Consider the following 13284-nt stretch of genomic DNA (forward strand, 5'->3'; position numbering starts at 1 on the left):
ACATCAGCTCCGGTCAGAAGGGCCACATCGGGCTCATGAAGAATCGGTCCAGCCAGCCAGGCTGGCTCGCATCGGCAAAGGCACCGGTGCCCGAATAGGTAATGCGTGCATCGGCGATACGGGTAGACGGAACAGTATTGTCAGTGGAGATATCGTCCGCGCGAACCAGCCCCGCGATGCGCACCAGTTCATCGCCGGTGTTGAGCGTCATCCACTTCTCGCCGCGCACGGCGAGGATGCCGTTGGGCAGCACTTCGGAGACAGTCACGGTGATCGAACCGGACAGACTGTTGCTCTGTCCGGCCTGTCCGGAACCTGAAGTATCTCGTGACGCGTCGTACTCGGCGCCCAGACTCATCGAGTTGCCGGTCAGCGGATTGGCCATCGACACGGCTCCGCCGAACAGCGAGCCAAGCCCGATGTTGGCACTGCTGTCCTTCGAAATCTGTGACGAGGCGTTCTTGCTGGCCTGCGTACGCTCATTGAGCGTGATGGTGATGATGTCGCCGACCCGATGGGCCTTGCGATCATCGTAGAGATTGGTCTCGAAGCCTGCCTGATAGATTGCACCGTTGTTCTGCGCCGCTGGCAGCGGTGTGCGTGGCAGCACCGGTGCGTAGTACGGGTCGTTCGGTTTCGGCGCAGGGGCAACACATCCGGCCAGCGCCAGGGCGGACGACATCGACACAACAATCAGCAAACGGCTCATAAACACCTCAAGCCATAACAGGCCATCGAAACTACTGCGAGCAGCACAAGGCGTGCGTGCCCGTATACAACGGCGAACGCGCGATCAGAGCTGCTGCGTAACGAACGACAGCATCTGGTCGGCGGTGGATATGACCTTGGAATTCATCTCGTAGGCGCGCTGAGTGGTGATCATGTTCACCAGCTCCTCGACGACGCTGACGTTGGAATTTTCCAGGGTGTTCTGCAGCACCGTGCCCAACCCATTCAGTCCCGGCGTACTCACCTGCGGCGCACCACTGGCGGCGGTTTCCAGGAACAGGTTGCTGCCCATCGCCTGAAGACCGGCCGGGTTGATGAAGTCGGCAGTCTGGATATTGCCGATGATCTGCGGCTGCGGATTGCCCACGGTGGTCACGGAGACAGTGCCGTCCTCGCCCACGGTGAAGGTCTGGGTCTCCGGCGGTACCACGATAGCCGGCTCCAGCGCATAGCCGTTGGAGGTCACCAATTGGCCATCGGAACTCAGATGGAAGCTGCCGTCACGGGTGTAGGAAACCGTGCCATCGGGCAGCAGCACCTGGAAGAAACCGCGACCGTTGACCGCCATATCCAGCGGCTGCTCGGTGGTCTGCAGGCTACCGGCGGTGAAGATCTTCTGCGTGCCGGTAACCCGTACACCGGTACCCAGCTGAAGGCCGGAGGGCAGTTCGCTGTCCTGGCTGGACTGACCGCCAGGCTGGCGGCGAATCTGATAGAGCAGATCCTGAAACTCGGCGCGGTCACGCTTGAAGCCGGTGGTGGAAACGTTGGCCAGGTTGTTGGAAATGGTCGTCAGGTTCATGTCCTGGGCGGACAATCCGGTCTTGCTGACCCAAAGTGCTGGAAGCATGAGCTTTCTCCTCGTGCGCCGCCGGCGCCACGCTATTAGCTGAGTTGCAGTACGCGCGCCATGGCAGCCGCGTCATCTTCGGCGGTGCGCATCATCTTTACGTGCAGTTCGAACTGGCGGGACAGCGCCAGGATGGAAGTCATTTCGGATACCGCGTTCACATTGCTCGCCTCGAGAAAACCCGAGACGACCCGCACGTTTGCGTCGGGCTCGATAGGCTGGCCATCCTTCAGGCGAATCAGGCCATCAGTGCCCTTTTCCAGCTGTTGCGGATCAGGGTTGACCAGCTTGATGCGATCCACGGTGACCACAACGTTCGGGTCCTCACCCAGCGCGCGAATACTGATGGTGCCGTCATTGCCGACATCCACCTTCTCTTCCGGAGGAATCGCGATCGGCCCGCCATTGCCCAGCACCGGCATGCCGTCTGCGGTACGCAACATGCCAAGCACGTCAATATTCAGGCTGCCAGTGCGGACGTAGGCCTCACTGCCATCCGGCGCCTGCACCGCAATCCAGCCCTCGCCTTCGACGGCGACATCAAGATCACGACCAGTTTCCTGCAAGGTGCCCGGCGTGAAGTCGGTGCCCGGACGCTCGGACATCGCATACACCCGCGCGGGATGGCTGTCGCCAAAGACCTGCATCGAGCGGGCTTGCTCGAAATCCCGGCGAAAGCCAGTGGTGGAAATATTCGCCAGATTGTTGGCATGGGCCTGCTGGGCCCGCGCATTCTGGCTGGCACCGGTCATGGCCACGTAGAGCATCTTGTCCATCGACATCTCCGAGACGCGAGTTTGACACTTGCGATTCTGTTGCAGATGAAAAATGCAAGGCGCGTGCCATCACCGAAAGGACCACTTAAGAAGCTGATTTATATAGGTTTTACAGAAACAAAGAAGGCCCTTACGGGCCTTCTTCGAAAGGAGCGGCGGAATAATGCCGTCAGCGGCAACCTTCTTTGCCGCTGGCTATTACCGCAGATTGATGATGGTCTGCGTGATAGCGCTTTCGGTTTCGATGGTCTTGGCGTTCGCCTGATAGTTGCGCTGGGCGACGATCAGATTGACCAGCTGGTCCGAAAGCTCGACGTTGGAGTCCTCCAGCGCACCTGCCTGCAGGGCACCGAGCGTACCGGAGCCTGGCGTGCCGACCACGGGCTCGCCTGACTCGAACGATTGCACCCACTGCGACTTGCCCACCGGGGTGAGGCCTTGGACATTGGCGAAGTTCGCCAGGATGATCTGCCCCTGCACCTTGGATTGACCATTGGTGTAACGGGCGAAGATCACACCGGTGTCGTCGATTTCCAGACCTGCCAGCTCACCGGTGGTGTAACCATCCTGAGCAACACTGTTCACCGCGAAGGCACTGGCGAACTGCGATGACTTGGAAAAGTCGAGAACGATGCCGTCCGGGTTGGCCAGCGCGCCGTTGGGCGACCATGTAGCGGGAGTACCGCCGTCGGATATGGCAGGAATCCAGCCGTCCGGATTGGTCGCGCTAGGACTATTCAAGGTAACTTTGAGATCAGCCCCAACGGTAAAAGGGCCAGCCTCCGGATTCCCAATGCTGGTTAGAGCACCGGAAGAGTTGAAAGTCAGTCCCATCACATAGGGCTCTGGCGGCTCTTGACCAGGAGCAGCCGGATTACGACCATCAATCAGCACCTTCATATCCCAGGTATTGGCGCTAGTCTTGACGAAGTACTGCGTCATGACGTGCGCGTTACCCTGCGAGTCGTAAATGTTCAGCGACGTCGAACTGTTATATGTGGTCGGATCGGTCGGATTGAATGTCGCGTCTGCTGTGCTGAGCGCAAGAAGCTTTACAGCCTCAGTCCCCGAAGCGGCCTTGGCAACCTCTACAGCCGCAACTTCCGCAGCAGCTATAGCCTCGACGACCTTTGGACCAAGCTCTTCATCAGGAATCGCGATACTTCCAACGCTGGATAACATCACGTCGTCGTAAGCTGTCCGATCAGCGGCGGGAACATTTATCAAAGCGTCCTTGTAAGCGCTTGCTCGCTCAGCGGCGGTCGGCGCTGACGGAATAACTGCGTTTGTAGTCAACCAGCTGTTCATCGCAGTCACCAACTTCGAATCAGTCGTGAAGTTGTCGCGATAAGCCTTGTCGATCACACTATCGTACGATGCCTGCCATGTTACGGGCGCTTTCTGTGTCGAGTTCAGGTTGAACGCCGTATCGATCTGACTGGTAGCCTTCGGCGCCTGATTGGTCGTCTGCACTTGCAAGTTACCCACGACGCCATTCTGTAGATTGCCGTTGTCATCTACCGGGAAGCCTTGCAGCTTGTAGCCGAAGTTATCGACCAGGAAGCCCTCACGGTCGGTACCGAAATAACCCGCGCGCGTATAGCTGACTGCGCCATTGTTGCTGACCTGGAAGAAGCCGTTGCCATTGATCGCCAGATCCAGCGCATTCTGCGTGTAGTTGATGTTGCCCTGATTGAACTGCTGAGAAATGTTGGACATCAGCACACCGCTGCCCTGCGGGTTTTTCCCGGTGCCGAGCACGGAGGCCGCATACACATCGGAGAATTCCGCACGCGACTGCTTGAAACCCACGGTGCCGGCGTTGGCAATGTTGTTGCCGGTGACATTGAGATCTTTACTCGCCGCACGCAGGCCGCTAAGACCGATATTGAAGGACATTGAATCGCTCCTTTGCCGAAGTGCCGGCGGTTATTGTCCGATGACCTGGACTTGAGAAAGCCCGATGCTGCCAACACCGGCAAGGTTGAGCATCAGCTCCCCACCGTTGTGCCCGAGGGTGACGCTGTCGACGTTAGCCGGCAGCAAGGTATACAACCCCTTGGTTTCGCCCTGATACGTAGCCTGCGCTTCGAATCGATAGGTGCCGGGCGGCAAGACATTGCCGCTGGAATCCTTGCCATCCCACATGAAGGAGATGTTCCCGGCCTCTTGCGCGCCCATGTTCACGCGGCCAACCGCAGCGCCGGTGTTGTCGTAGATATTCACGAACACGTTGCTGCTCGACGTCGGCAACACCAGGCTAGCCTTGAAGGTTTCACTGGTATCGACCACAGCCTTGTCGGCCGGCACGATCACCTTGCGACCGACCAGGGACGAGGCCTGGAGCGCCTGCGAAGACTGATAGCCGGAAAGGATGGTTTCCATGCTGGAATTCAGTTTCTCGACACCCTCGACCGTACTGAACTGCGCCAGCTGACCGATGAACTCGCCGTTTTCCTGGGGTTCCAGCGGATTCTGGTTGTTCATCTGGGCAACCAGCAGTTCAAGGAACTCGTTCTTGCCAAGGTCGTTACCCTTGACCTCGCGATCCTCTCCGAACTGGTACTGCTCGAGTATCGAACTGCTACCGCCAACGCCGCTTGTAGTGCTCATGAATGCGCTCTCGTAACGATCACTGACCCAGCGTCAGCACTTTCTGCAACATGGTCTTGGCCGTATTCATCAGTTCGGCGTTGGTCTGAAACGCGCGACTGGCTGAAATCATGTCGGCCATCTCTTCCACCACATTGACGTTCGGGTAATACACGTAGCCGGCCTCGTCGGCGGCCGGATGATTGGGCTCATAGCGCGCCTGCAGCTCGCCCTGATCCTCGACCACACCCAACACCTGAACGCCTGCACCCGCTTGATCCTGCTCCGCGAAAAGCGATTGATCAGGCTGACCGCCGGCCTGCTGAAACACGGTCGCAAATACGGGATGCCGCGCTCGGTAAGTCTGATCGACACTGGATGAAACGGTTTCGGCGTTCGCGATATTGCTGGAGATAGTGTTCAAACGGGTGCTCTGGGCACTCATGCCACTACCGGCAATGTTGAATACGCTGCTTAGAGACATGGGAAACTCCTTTACTCGCCGCGCAGGGCGCTGATCAGCCCTTTGAATTTGCTATTGAGCAGGGTGAAGCTCGCCTGAAAGTCGACGGCGTTCTTCGCATAGTGGGATTGCTCGATCTGCAGATCGACAGTGTTCTGGTCAAGCGAGGGATGTGCGGGGGTGCGGAAGCGCAACGAGGCATCGGCAATCTCCAACCCCTCGGCGGCGATATGCTTGTCACTGGTCCGCGCCACCTCGAATCCGCCCTGGCTGCGAGCGGACTGTTCGGCAAGCACGCTGCTGAAGTCCAAGTCACGAGCCTTGTAATTGGGCGTGTCGGCGTTGGCGATATTGTTCGCCAGCACTTCAGCGCGCTGCGAGCGAAAACCGAGCGCCTTCTCGTGTATACCCAATGCCTTATCGAAACTGATGCTCATGATCTGGCCCTCTGCCGGATACAAGTCTGCTTACGCAAACACCAGCAAAGCTCATGCCACTGAACGTAACTCTTTGATTTCAGGAGGCTAGCGAGAGAGCTCTCGGCTAGCGGGCGTCAAAAGCGGCAAGGCTTTACCGCTTTTTTGCCGCATCCGTCATGTTGCATGACGGTTTTCTGCCGCCGGCGTGATGCCGGCTACTTCGCCTTGTAGATGATCCCCGGACTGCATTGGACCATCTGATAAAGCTCCGGCAGGCCATTGAGCGCTTCGGATGCGCCAAGAAACAGATAGCCGCCCGGGCGCAATGTCGCATGAATGCGCTTGAGAATATCCTTCTTCACATCAGCGGAAAAATAGATCAGCACATTGCGGCAAAACACGATGTCGAACTTGCCCAGCGCGGCATAGCTATCGAGCAGATTCTGCACCCTGAACTCGACACGCGAACGGATCGCGGGCTTGACCGCCCATCGCCCCGGCGCCTTTACATCGAAGTAGCGCTGCAGGCGCTCACTGGACAGACCGCGAGCAATTGCCAGGCTGTCGTACTCTGCCGCCTTGCACGCTGCGAGCATCGCGCCGGACAGTTCGGTAGCTACGATCTGCACGCCGGTTTTCGCCTGACTGGGATTGCTGCGCTCGTACTCATCGATGGACATCGACAGCGAGTACGGCTCCTGCCCGGACGAGCATGCCGCCGACCATATTCGCAGACGCTGCCCTGCCCCAGCCTTGAGCATCTCTGGCAGCACGCGACTCTTGAGCACTTCGAAAGGATAGGTGTCACGAAACCAGAGCGTTTCGTTGGTCGTCATCGCATCGACGACCAACTCCCGAAGCCCGCTGCGTGGCTGTGCCTGAATCTTCCGAACCAGATCGCCCAGCGTCTTGATGCCCTGTTGTTCCATCAGCTTGTTCAGCCGACTGGACACCAGATACTGCTTGTTACTGCCCAGCAGAATGCCGCACGTCTTTTCAAGAAATACCCGGAACTGCTCGAAATCCAGATCGACTGACACCAATCAAAGCCTCACCATCATGAGAGGAACTAGCCTCAGTTTGCATCCGCCTGCCTGATTCGCTCGGCCACTCGAGCAGCGAGATCGTCAGGCTGGAACTTGGCGAGGAAATCATCCGCCCCCGCCCGCTTCACCATGTTCTGGTTGAACACGCCGGAAAGGGAAGTATGCAGGAGTATATGCATACCTTGCATGCGCGGATCGTGCCGTACCTCGGTAGTCAGGGTATAGCCATCCATTTCCGGCATTTCAATATCGGAAATCATCATCAGAAACTCTTCAGCAGGCTTCTTGCCCTCGTCAGCCATTCGCTTCAGATAGTTGAGAGCTTCGCGTCCATCATTAAGTTTGACGACCTCGATACCGATATTTTCCAGGCAGCGAGCAATCTGCTTACGCGCTACAGACGAGTCGTCGACTATGAGCACACGACACGAGAGCGCCTTGGCACGGGTATCCTCATCGACCACATCGGCTGATACCTCTTCGGAGGTCGGTGCGACTTCCGCCAACACCTTTTCCACATCGATGATTTCCACCAGCTTGTTGTCGATGTGAGTTACGGCCGTCAGGTAATGATCACGCCCCGCCCCTCTTGGTGGGGGCAGAATCGCTTCCCAGTTCAGGTTGACGATTCTTTCGACAGAGCTCACCAGAAAACCCAGCGTTCTGTTGTTGTACTCGGTGATGACCGCAAAAGAATTCTGTACGTCCATCAGCGCAGTCTTGCCCGTGGCGAGCGACAGATCGAGGATGGGCAAGGTACTGCCGCGAATACTCGCAACACCACGTACTACCCGACCGCATTTCGGCATCACGGTCAGGCGCGGGCACTGCAGCACCTCGCGCACCTTGAACACATTGATTCCGTACAGCTGCTCGCCTTCAAGACGGAAAAGCAGCAGCTCCAAACGGTTTTGCCCCACCAACTGGGTACGCTGGTTAACCGAATCCAATACACCGGCCATGCCAGTCTTCCTCTCTGCTTGCAGATTATTGGGGCCGACGACGCGGCACGCCCCTTGCTTTGGTTGGGATATGAACGTCCAGATGACCATTTTCCGGCGCGGCCGGCTACCGTATAGAAACGTGCTGCTATCAATGCTGTGCGTGTTTGCTCAGTACACCCACGCGTCAACCATGTCACATCCTCAACAGCTTATCGACGTGACCGAGCAGTTTCTTGAGCAGACAGTGAGCGAGTATTTGAACCGCAGTACTATCGATGCACGCTACGAGATCGAAGTTGCCAGACTGGATCCGCGTTTGCGCTTGAATCAATGCGATCAACCAATCGCGGCCAGCCTTGGCAGCACCACCATCCCAGTAGGACGCGTGAGCGTACGAGTAAGTTGCGAAGGCAGCAGCCCCTGGTCGGTATTCGTCCCCAGCCACGTTCGTCTTTATCGTCAGGTCATTGTCGCCAGCAGATCACTTCTGCGCGGCACCGTGCTGACCGATGCAGACGTGAGCCTTGCCGAACGGGACGTATCCATCCTTACTCAGGGATACCTGACCCGGCACGACGAGGCGCTGGGTAACAAACTGACACGACCGGCCCAGCCAGACCAGGTAATCACACCTAACCAGCTGGAAATGGCGAAGGTGGTACGCAAAGGCGATCAGGTGGTCATTACGGCCAGGACGGGCTCGATAAGCGTACGCATGCCCGGCGAGGCGATGGCCGACGGCGTCACGGGCAAGCAGATCCCGGTTAAGAACCAACGCTCCGGTCGCACGATCAAGGCTCGAGTGACTGGCCCAGGTCAGGTTGAAGTGGCAATGTAGGCATGAAGCAGACGACGGAGTTTTCCAGTGTGTTCGCTGGAAAAAAAGGCTAAAGTTTCATCCATTGTTGCCGAACACATGGCAAGCGTCCTGATTCCTTCGAGGTTTGCATCATGGTCATCGACTTCAATCGGCCCAATAGTCCACTGAACGCCCCTAACGGGCGCAGCAGCGTACAAGGCAACGAGCGTACTTCTGGCACTCAGCAAGGGCCAGCCAGCGAAGCGCCGAAAGCCGACAGCGTCAACACCAGCGACACCGTTCAACTGAGCCCTGAAGCCCAGCGCCTGCAGCAAGCAACTGACAAACTGAACGAGCAACCTGCAGTAGATCAGGAGCGCGTAGCGAAGCTGAAACAGGCGATCGCCGAGGGCTCCTATCAGGTCGATAGCCAACGTGTCGCATCCAAGCTGCTCGCATTCGAAAGCCAGCGCTGAACCTGAGCCGACACCTACACGCGAGCATGCCCAGAGCACGAAATGCAAGACACAGCCCTGCTTGAGCAGCTAACCGATGATATCGGCATTGCACGCCAGCTTCTTGAACTCGTCGATCAGGAGTTCACCGCGCTGGATGAACGCAACCTGACGAAGCTAGAAGCGATATTGGCGAAGAAGCAGCCGCTACTGGCACTGCTTGCACAGCATGGCGCTCAGCGCAGCCAGTGGCTTACAGGGCAGCAGCTGACTCCAGATCGCGCCGGACTCGAAGCGGCTGCAAGCAGATCGAAAAGCGGTACGCTTATTCTTGAGCAAGCGCTGGCGCTGGAAACAGAGCTTGAGCGCTGCCGCAGTGCCAATGAAAGAAACGGCCGCCTCATCCACGCCAACCAAAGCGCCCTTGGCGGGATGCTGCACATTCTCCAAGGCAAGGAGGATACACCTGGCCTGTATGACAATCGTGGCGGTGCCGCCAAGAACAAGCCGCAACGACCTCTGAGCCAAGCCTGAACGATATACGCCACAAGGACGCAACGCCATGGTGACAACAATGCGCCGGAGAGCACCGGCCCGTGTCTAGCTTATTCCTCGGCGATGAAGGTCCGCAGCCTCCCAAGGTATTGACGGCACCACTTGAGATTTACGCCAATCTGCGTCCGCTTCTGGACAACAACACTCCCCTAACGCTTCGCTTCCATGAGCGCAACCAGCGCTACCAGAGCTTTCTGGTTGAAATGAATCGTGAAACTGGCTGGATAGCGCTCGACGAGCTGATCCCCAATGACGGCGAGAGATTGCTACTGCAAGGTGAGCGGATTCATATCGAAGGATTCTACGAAGGTGCACGACTCTCCTGGACGAGCGACCAGCAGGTTCATATCGGAGAGATTGATGGCGCCCGCTGCTACTGGATCCCAGTCCCGACAACGCTCACTTATCATCAGCGCCGCAACGCGTATCGCGCTCAACTGAAAGAGCTCGCCGTCGCGGCCCAGCTGGGCGGCTCGACAGTGAGAAAAGCCCTGGAAGGCAGACTGCTCGATATATCGGCGACCGGCTGCAAGCTGAGCGTAAAGGGCGACCAACAGGCTGCGCTCCAAACGGGCCAAGTCTACGAGTTGAGCGCGAAGCTACCAATCGGCGCGATACAGACAGAAGTCGAGCTTCGTCATGTGAGCATTGATGAAAAGTCAGGGACTTCAATTTGCGGGCTGCGCTTTCACCGCCTCAGCGGACTGACGCAACGGCAGATTGAAAGACTCGTGTACCAGCTGCAACGCGACGCACGCCGCGACAATTCGGATTCACCGTTCGGCTGACGCGTCGCGCATGGCGCAGCGAACCTGAACAGCCCCCAGCTAAAGGCTTGCCGCATAGAGCGGCACAGCCGATCTCAAAACCTCGATGCCCAAGCGTGATGAGCACGCAAAATCTTATGGCGTCCCAGGCGAGGTTCGAACTCACAACCTTCCCCTTAGGAGGGGGATGCTCTATCCAATTGAGCTACTGGGACATCACGCGGCGGGCATGGTAACTAGCCAAGCATGATTTGTCATGCCCATCCTAGACCCGATGCCGAAGCGGCGTCCCACAGGTTAAACAGCCCTCCTCACGCACCGCAATGCAAATTGCATGATCACTATTGGCCATCCGTGCAAAGCGCAAGAAGCGTCCGCCTCGAACCAACACCAACTTATTGATTTATAAGAGATTTTATCCAGCATGACTTTGGCACAGCTACTGCAATAGCTAGGCAAAGTTAACGTGACGCGAAGGATAACGCTCATGATCAAGTCGGCTTTTCTTCTCACTACAGGCTTTACATTTGCCGCCCTGACAGTCTCGCAGCTGCCATTCGCCGAGCCGCAGCAAAAGCGATACGAGCCCTCTTCTCAGCTCTCAATTCAGCGTACTAGCAACTCAGAACGCGCACAGATCACCACCCTCAACTCAGGCGAGACGAGCATGCTCTCTCAACCGCAACGCTGGGTGTTTTAAGGGATTCAGCTGAGCGCGGATGGTTCCGCAAAAAAGGAGTTACTCATGTCCAGATTTGCAATAACTTGCCTGCTTCTTACCGCAGCGTGCGCGTATGGCACCTTCCTGGCCCCGCAAAGCCTGGCGACCCTGGATACCGCGTGCAAGGCGGGGCTTGGCATATTCGGCAGTTTGTCGCTGTTTGCGCTCATGATCGGACGCAGGATCAAGTTTGATCCAGTGCTTCGTTAGGCTCTCGGTCAAGCGATAACCAGACTGGTTCACAGTAAAGGCATTTTGATAGCACTGACTCTTTACTAATCAGCAGATCGTCGTACAATTGGCGCCATGAAGCCGTCTCCTAAATTTTACCTTGGTTGACGGAACAGCGAGTACTGGTGGTTGTCAGACCGGTGACTACCCCGGCAATACGCCAGCACGCCCACCTGACTAACCGGTTAATTATGCGCCCTATGAAACAGGCAGTTTATTCCAGCCGTACGGCTGACAAGTTCGTTGTTCGGCTTCCCGACGGCATGCGTGAACGCATCGCTGAGGTAGCGCGCAATCATCACCGCAGCATGAACTCAGAAATCATCGCCAGACTGGAGCAGAGCCTGTTGCAGGAAGGCGCACTGGATGAAGATCTGAGCATGCGTCTCGACAGCCCCGAGCTGTCTCTTCACGAGCGAGAGCTTCTGCAGCGCTTTCGCCAGCTCGCTCATCGTCAGCAGAATGCGCTTATTGCATTGATCGCCCAAGACACCGAGCTCGCCAAAGAAGATTGAGCCGGATCGGACGCCAGCTGGAGACAGGTGACTGCCTCCAGCTGGCGCATTTTCCTGACTTTTCTCCTGTTTCGACTGCGACTCTCAAGCGGTCAACAAGTCATCCCGCATCACCACACCAGCCCCCCCCTATCGCCCCAGCCAATCAAGACAGAGCACGACTGCGCTTCGGAAACTCGGCTGCGCCGAATCTATGGTCGATTCGGGACCAGCGCTCGATAAGAAGTTAAAACCTGGATACAGCAAGGCGCCCCCGTTGCGGAGGCGCCAATACGACTAGCCTACAAAGTTAAGCAGCACCCCGGCGGCAACCGCGGAACCGATGACCCCTGCCACGTTGGGCCCCATGGCATGCATCAGCAGGAAGTTCTGGGGGTTGGCCTCCAATCCCACTTTGTTCGATACACGTGCAGCCATCGGCACAGCAGAAACCCCAGCAGAGCCTATCAACGGGTTGATCTTGTTCTCGCTGAAACGGTTCATCACTTGAGCCATGAAAATCCCCGCCGCCGTGCCACCACAGAAGGCAACCATACCCAGCACGAGAATCCCCAGGGTTTTCATTTGCAGGAAGGCCTCGGCCGAGAGCTTCGAACCAACGGTCAAACCAAGTGCGATGGTGACGATGTTGATCAGAGCGTTGCGGGAAGTATCCGCCAGGCGGTCCACTACGCCACATTCGCGCAGTAAATTACCGAAGGCGAACATACCCACCAGCGGCGCGGCATCCGGCAGCAGCAAGCCGACCAGTAAACAGAGGACCAAGGGAAAGACGATCTTCTCGACTTGCCCAACATGACGCAGTTGCATCATGACGATCGCGCGCTCCTCCTTAGTGGTCATCGCACGCATGATCGGCGGCTGAATCAGCGGCACGAGGGCCATGTAGGAATACGCAGCCACCGCAATCGGGCCGAGCAATTCTGGGGCGAGCTTGGATGTTACGAAAATCGACGTCGGACCATCCGCCCCCCCAATGATGGCGATCGACGCTGCTTCGCGCAGCGTGAACTCCATACCCGGAATCCCAGCAGCCGTTAGAGCAAGCGCACCGAGCAGGGTCGCAAAGATACCGAACTGTGCGGCTGCGCCGAGCAGCAGGGTCTTGGGATTGGCGAGCATGGGGCCGAAATCGGTCATCGCGCCGACGCCCATGAAAATCAACAGCGGAAAGACGCTGGTCGGCAGCCCCACCTCATAGAACAGATGCAGGATTCCGGCGCCCTCGCCCATATTGGCCACAGGGATGTTTGCCAGGATGCCGCCGAATCCTATCGGAATCAGCAGCAACGGCTCGAACCCCTTTCGAATCGCCAGATAGATCAATCCCAGACAGACGAGAATCATCAGCGCCTGACCTGGCTCCAGATGGTACAGGCCGGTTCCATGCCACAGCTTGAGCAACTTTTCCATGGGACTCCC

General features: G+C 57.5%; 17 protein-coding genes and 1 tRNA gene. 7 read left to right on the top strand and 11 right to left on the bottom strand.

Going from position 1 to position 13284, the window contains the following annotated elements; translation table 11 throughout:
- Nucleotides 1–13 precede the first annotated feature (13 nt).
- The 9 genes from flgH to P5704_005885 form a co-directional block, all read right to left on the bottom strand.
- On the bottom strand, nt 14–709 hold the full coding sequence (gene flgH, locus P5704_005845; GenBank protein WOF80013.1) for a flagellar basal body L-ring protein FlgH: 696 nt from the start codon (nt 707–709) through the stop codon (nt 14–16).
- Between the two features lie 84 nt (nt 710–793).
- A complete protein-coding gene (gene flgG / locus P5704_005850) occupies nt 794–1579 on the bottom strand; it encodes a flagellar basal-body rod protein FlgG (protein WOF80014.1) in 786 nt (261 codons plus the stop codon).
- 35 nt (nt 1580–1614) lie between these two features.
- Nucleotides 1615–2355, bottom strand: a complete 741-nt coding sequence (gene flgF, locus P5704_005855) for a flagellar basal-body rod protein FlgF (protein ID WOF80015.1) — start codon at nt 2353–2355, stop codon at nt 1615–1617.
- Between the two features lie 198 nt (nt 2356–2553).
- Entirely contained in the window at nt 2554–4254 is a 1701-nt protein-coding gene (locus P5704_005860; protein ID WOF80016.1) for a flagellar hook protein FlgE, read from the bottom strand.
- Nucleotides 4255–4284: 30 nt separating this feature from the next.
- Nucleotides 4285–4968: a flagellar hook assembly protein FlgD gene (gene flgD / locus P5704_005865; GenBank protein ID WOF80017.1), complete on the bottom strand. Its 684-nt coding sequence runs from the start codon at nt 4966–4968 to the stop codon at nt 4285–4287.
- A gap of 19 nt (nt 4969–4987) precedes the next feature.
- Nucleotides 4988–5431, bottom strand: a complete 444-nt coding sequence (flgC, locus tag P5704_005870; GenBank protein ID WOF80018.1) for a flagellar basal body rod protein FlgC — start codon at nt 5429–5431, stop codon at nt 4988–4990.
- 11 nt (nt 5432–5442) lie between these two features.
- On the bottom strand, nt 5443–5847 hold the full coding sequence (flgB, locus tag P5704_005875; protein WOF80019.1) for a flagellar basal body rod protein FlgB: 405 nt from the start codon (nt 5845–5847) through the stop codon (nt 5443–5445).
- 197 nt (nt 5848–6044) lie between these two features.
- A complete protein-coding gene (gene cheR, locus P5704_005880; GenBank protein WOF80020.1) occupies nt 6045–6872 on the bottom strand; it encodes a protein-glutamate O-methyltransferase CheR in 828 nt (275 codons plus the stop codon).
- 32 nt (nt 6873–6904) lie between these two features.
- A complete protein-coding gene (locus P5704_005885) occupies nt 6905–7837 on the bottom strand; it encodes a chemotaxis protein CheV (GenBank protein WOF80021.1) in 933 nt (310 codons plus the stop codon).
- An 82-nt stretch (nt 7838–7919) separates the two neighbouring features.
- Here P5704_005885 and flgA point away from each other — a divergent pair, with 82 nt between their 5' ends.
- The 4 genes from flgA (at nt 7920) to P5704_005905 (ending at nt 10416) form a co-directional block, all read left to right on the top strand.
- Nucleotides 7920–8657 carry a flagellar basal body P-ring formation chaperone FlgA gene (gene flgA / locus P5704_005890; GenBank protein WOF81179.1) on the top strand — a complete coding sequence of 246 codons (738 nt, stop codon included), beginning with the start codon at nt 7920–7922 and terminating at the stop codon, nt 8655–8657.
- A gap of 113 nt (nt 8658–8770) precedes the next feature.
- Nucleotides 8771–9094 (top strand): flagellar biosynthesis anti-sigma factor FlgM, encoded by a 324-nt coding sequence (flgM, locus tag P5704_005895; GenBank protein ID WOF80022.1) that lies wholly within the window; start codon nt 8771–8773, stop codon nt 9092–9094.
- A gap of 42 nt (nt 9095–9136) precedes the next feature.
- Nucleotides 9137–9607: a flagellar protein FlgN gene (locus tag P5704_005900; protein WOF80023.1), complete on the top strand. Its 471-nt coding sequence runs from the start codon at nt 9137–9139 to the stop codon at nt 9605–9607.
- A gap of 62 nt (nt 9608–9669) precedes the next feature.
- Nucleotides 9670–10416: a flagellar brake protein gene (locus P5704_005905; GenBank protein WOF80024.1), complete on the top strand. Its 747-nt coding sequence runs from the start codon at nt 9670–9672 to the stop codon at nt 10414–10416.
- Nucleotides 10417–10533: 117 nt separating this feature from the next.
- Here the strand turns inward: P5704_005905 and P5704_005910 are convergent.
- Nucleotides 10534–10610 (bottom strand) — tRNA-Arg (locus P5704_005910).
- A 272-nt stretch (nt 10611–10882) separates the two neighbouring features.
- Between P5704_005910 and P5704_005915 the strand changes: the two genes are divergently transcribed.
- The 3 genes from P5704_005915 to P5704_005925 all read left to right on the top strand — a co-directional run bounded on the left by P5704_005915 (nt 10883) and on the right by P5704_005925 (nt 11862).
- Nucleotides 10883–11095, top strand: coding sequence for a hypothetical protein (locus P5704_005915; GenBank protein ID WOF80025.1), 213 nt, complete (start codon nt 10883–10885; stop codon nt 11093–11095).
- Between the two features lie 45 nt (nt 11096–11140).
- Entirely contained in the window at nt 11141–11326 is a 186-nt protein-coding gene (locus P5704_005920) for a PA3371 family protein (GenBank protein WOF80026.1), read from the top strand.
- A 212-nt stretch (nt 11327–11538) separates the two neighbouring features.
- Nucleotides 11539–11862: an Arc family DNA-binding protein gene (locus P5704_005925; protein ID WOF81180.1), complete on the top strand. Its 324-nt coding sequence runs from the start codon at nt 11539–11541 to the stop codon at nt 11860–11862.
- Nucleotides 11863–12138: 276 nt separating this feature from the next.
- Here the strand turns inward: P5704_005925 and P5704_005930 are convergent, their stop codons facing one another.
- On the bottom strand, nt 12139–13275 hold the full coding sequence (locus P5704_005930) for a sodium ion-translocating decarboxylase subunit beta (GenBank protein ID WOF80027.1): 1137 nt from the start codon (nt 13273–13275) through the stop codon (nt 12139–12141).
- Between the last annotated feature and the right edge of the window lie 9 nt (nt 13276–13284).

The organism is Pseudomonas sp. FeN3W, assembly GCA_030263805.2.
Taxonomy (GTDB): Bacteria; Pseudomonadota; Gammaproteobacteria; order Pseudomonadales; family Pseudomonadaceae; genus Stutzerimonas; species Stutzerimonas stutzeri_G.

Bases quoted from the DNA above. Each gene is read 5' to 3' on its own strand.
- flgB (WOF80019.1), bottom strand. From the start codon at position 5,847: ATGAGCATCAGTTTCGATAAGGCATTGGGTATACACGAGAAGGCGCTC.
- flgF (WOF80015.1), bottom strand. From the start codon at position 2,355: ATGGACAAGATGCTCTACGTGGCCATGACCGGTGCCAGCCAGAATGCG.
- P5704_005915 (WOF80025.1), top strand. From the start codon at position 10,883: ATGATCAAGTCGGCTTTTCTTCTCACTACAGGCTTTACATTTGCCGCC.
- flgG (WOF80014.1), bottom strand. From the start codon at position 1,579: ATGCTTCCAGCACTTTGGGTCAGCAAGACCGGATTGTCCGCCCAGGAC.
- P5704_005930 (WOF80027.1), bottom strand. From the start codon at position 13,275: ATGGAAAAGTTGCTCAAGCTGTGGCATGGAACCGGCCTGTACCATCTG.
- P5704_005860 (WOF80016.1), bottom strand. From the start codon at position 4,254: ATGTCCTTCAATATCGGTCTTAGCGGCCTGCGTGCGGCGAGTAAAGAT.
- flgC (WOF80018.1), bottom strand. From the start codon at position 5,431: ATGTCTCTAAGCAGCGTATTCAACATTGCCGGTAGTGGCATGAGTGCC.
- P5704_005900 (WOF80023.1), top strand. From the start codon at position 9,137: ATGCAAGACACAGCCCTGCTTGAGCAGCTAACCGATGATATCGGCATT.
- flgD (WOF80017.1), bottom strand. From the start codon at position 4,968: ATGAGCACTACAAGCGGCGTTGGCGGTAGCAGTTCGATACTCGAGCAG.
- P5704_005920 (WOF80026.1), top strand. From the start codon at position 11,141: ATGTCCAGATTTGCAATAACTTGCCTGCTTCTTACCGCAGCGTGCGCG.
- flgH (WOF80013.1), bottom strand. From the start codon at position 709: ATGAGCCGTTTGCTGATTGTTGTGTCGATGTCGTCCGCCCTGGCGCTG.
- P5704_005885 (WOF80021.1), bottom strand. From the start codon at position 7,837: ATGGCCGGTGTATTGGATTCGGTTAACCAGCGTACCCAGTTGGTGGGG.
- P5704_005925 (WOF81180.1), top strand. From the start codon at position 11,539: ATGCGCCCTATGAAACAGGCAGTTTATTCCAGCCGTACGGCTGACAAG.
- flgM (WOF80022.1), top strand. From the start codon at position 8,771: ATGGTCATCGACTTCAATCGGCCCAATAGTCCACTGAACGCCCCTAAC.
- flgA (WOF81179.1), top strand. From the start codon at position 7,920: ATGACCATTTTCCGGCGCGGCCGGCTACCGTATAGAAACGTGCTGCTA.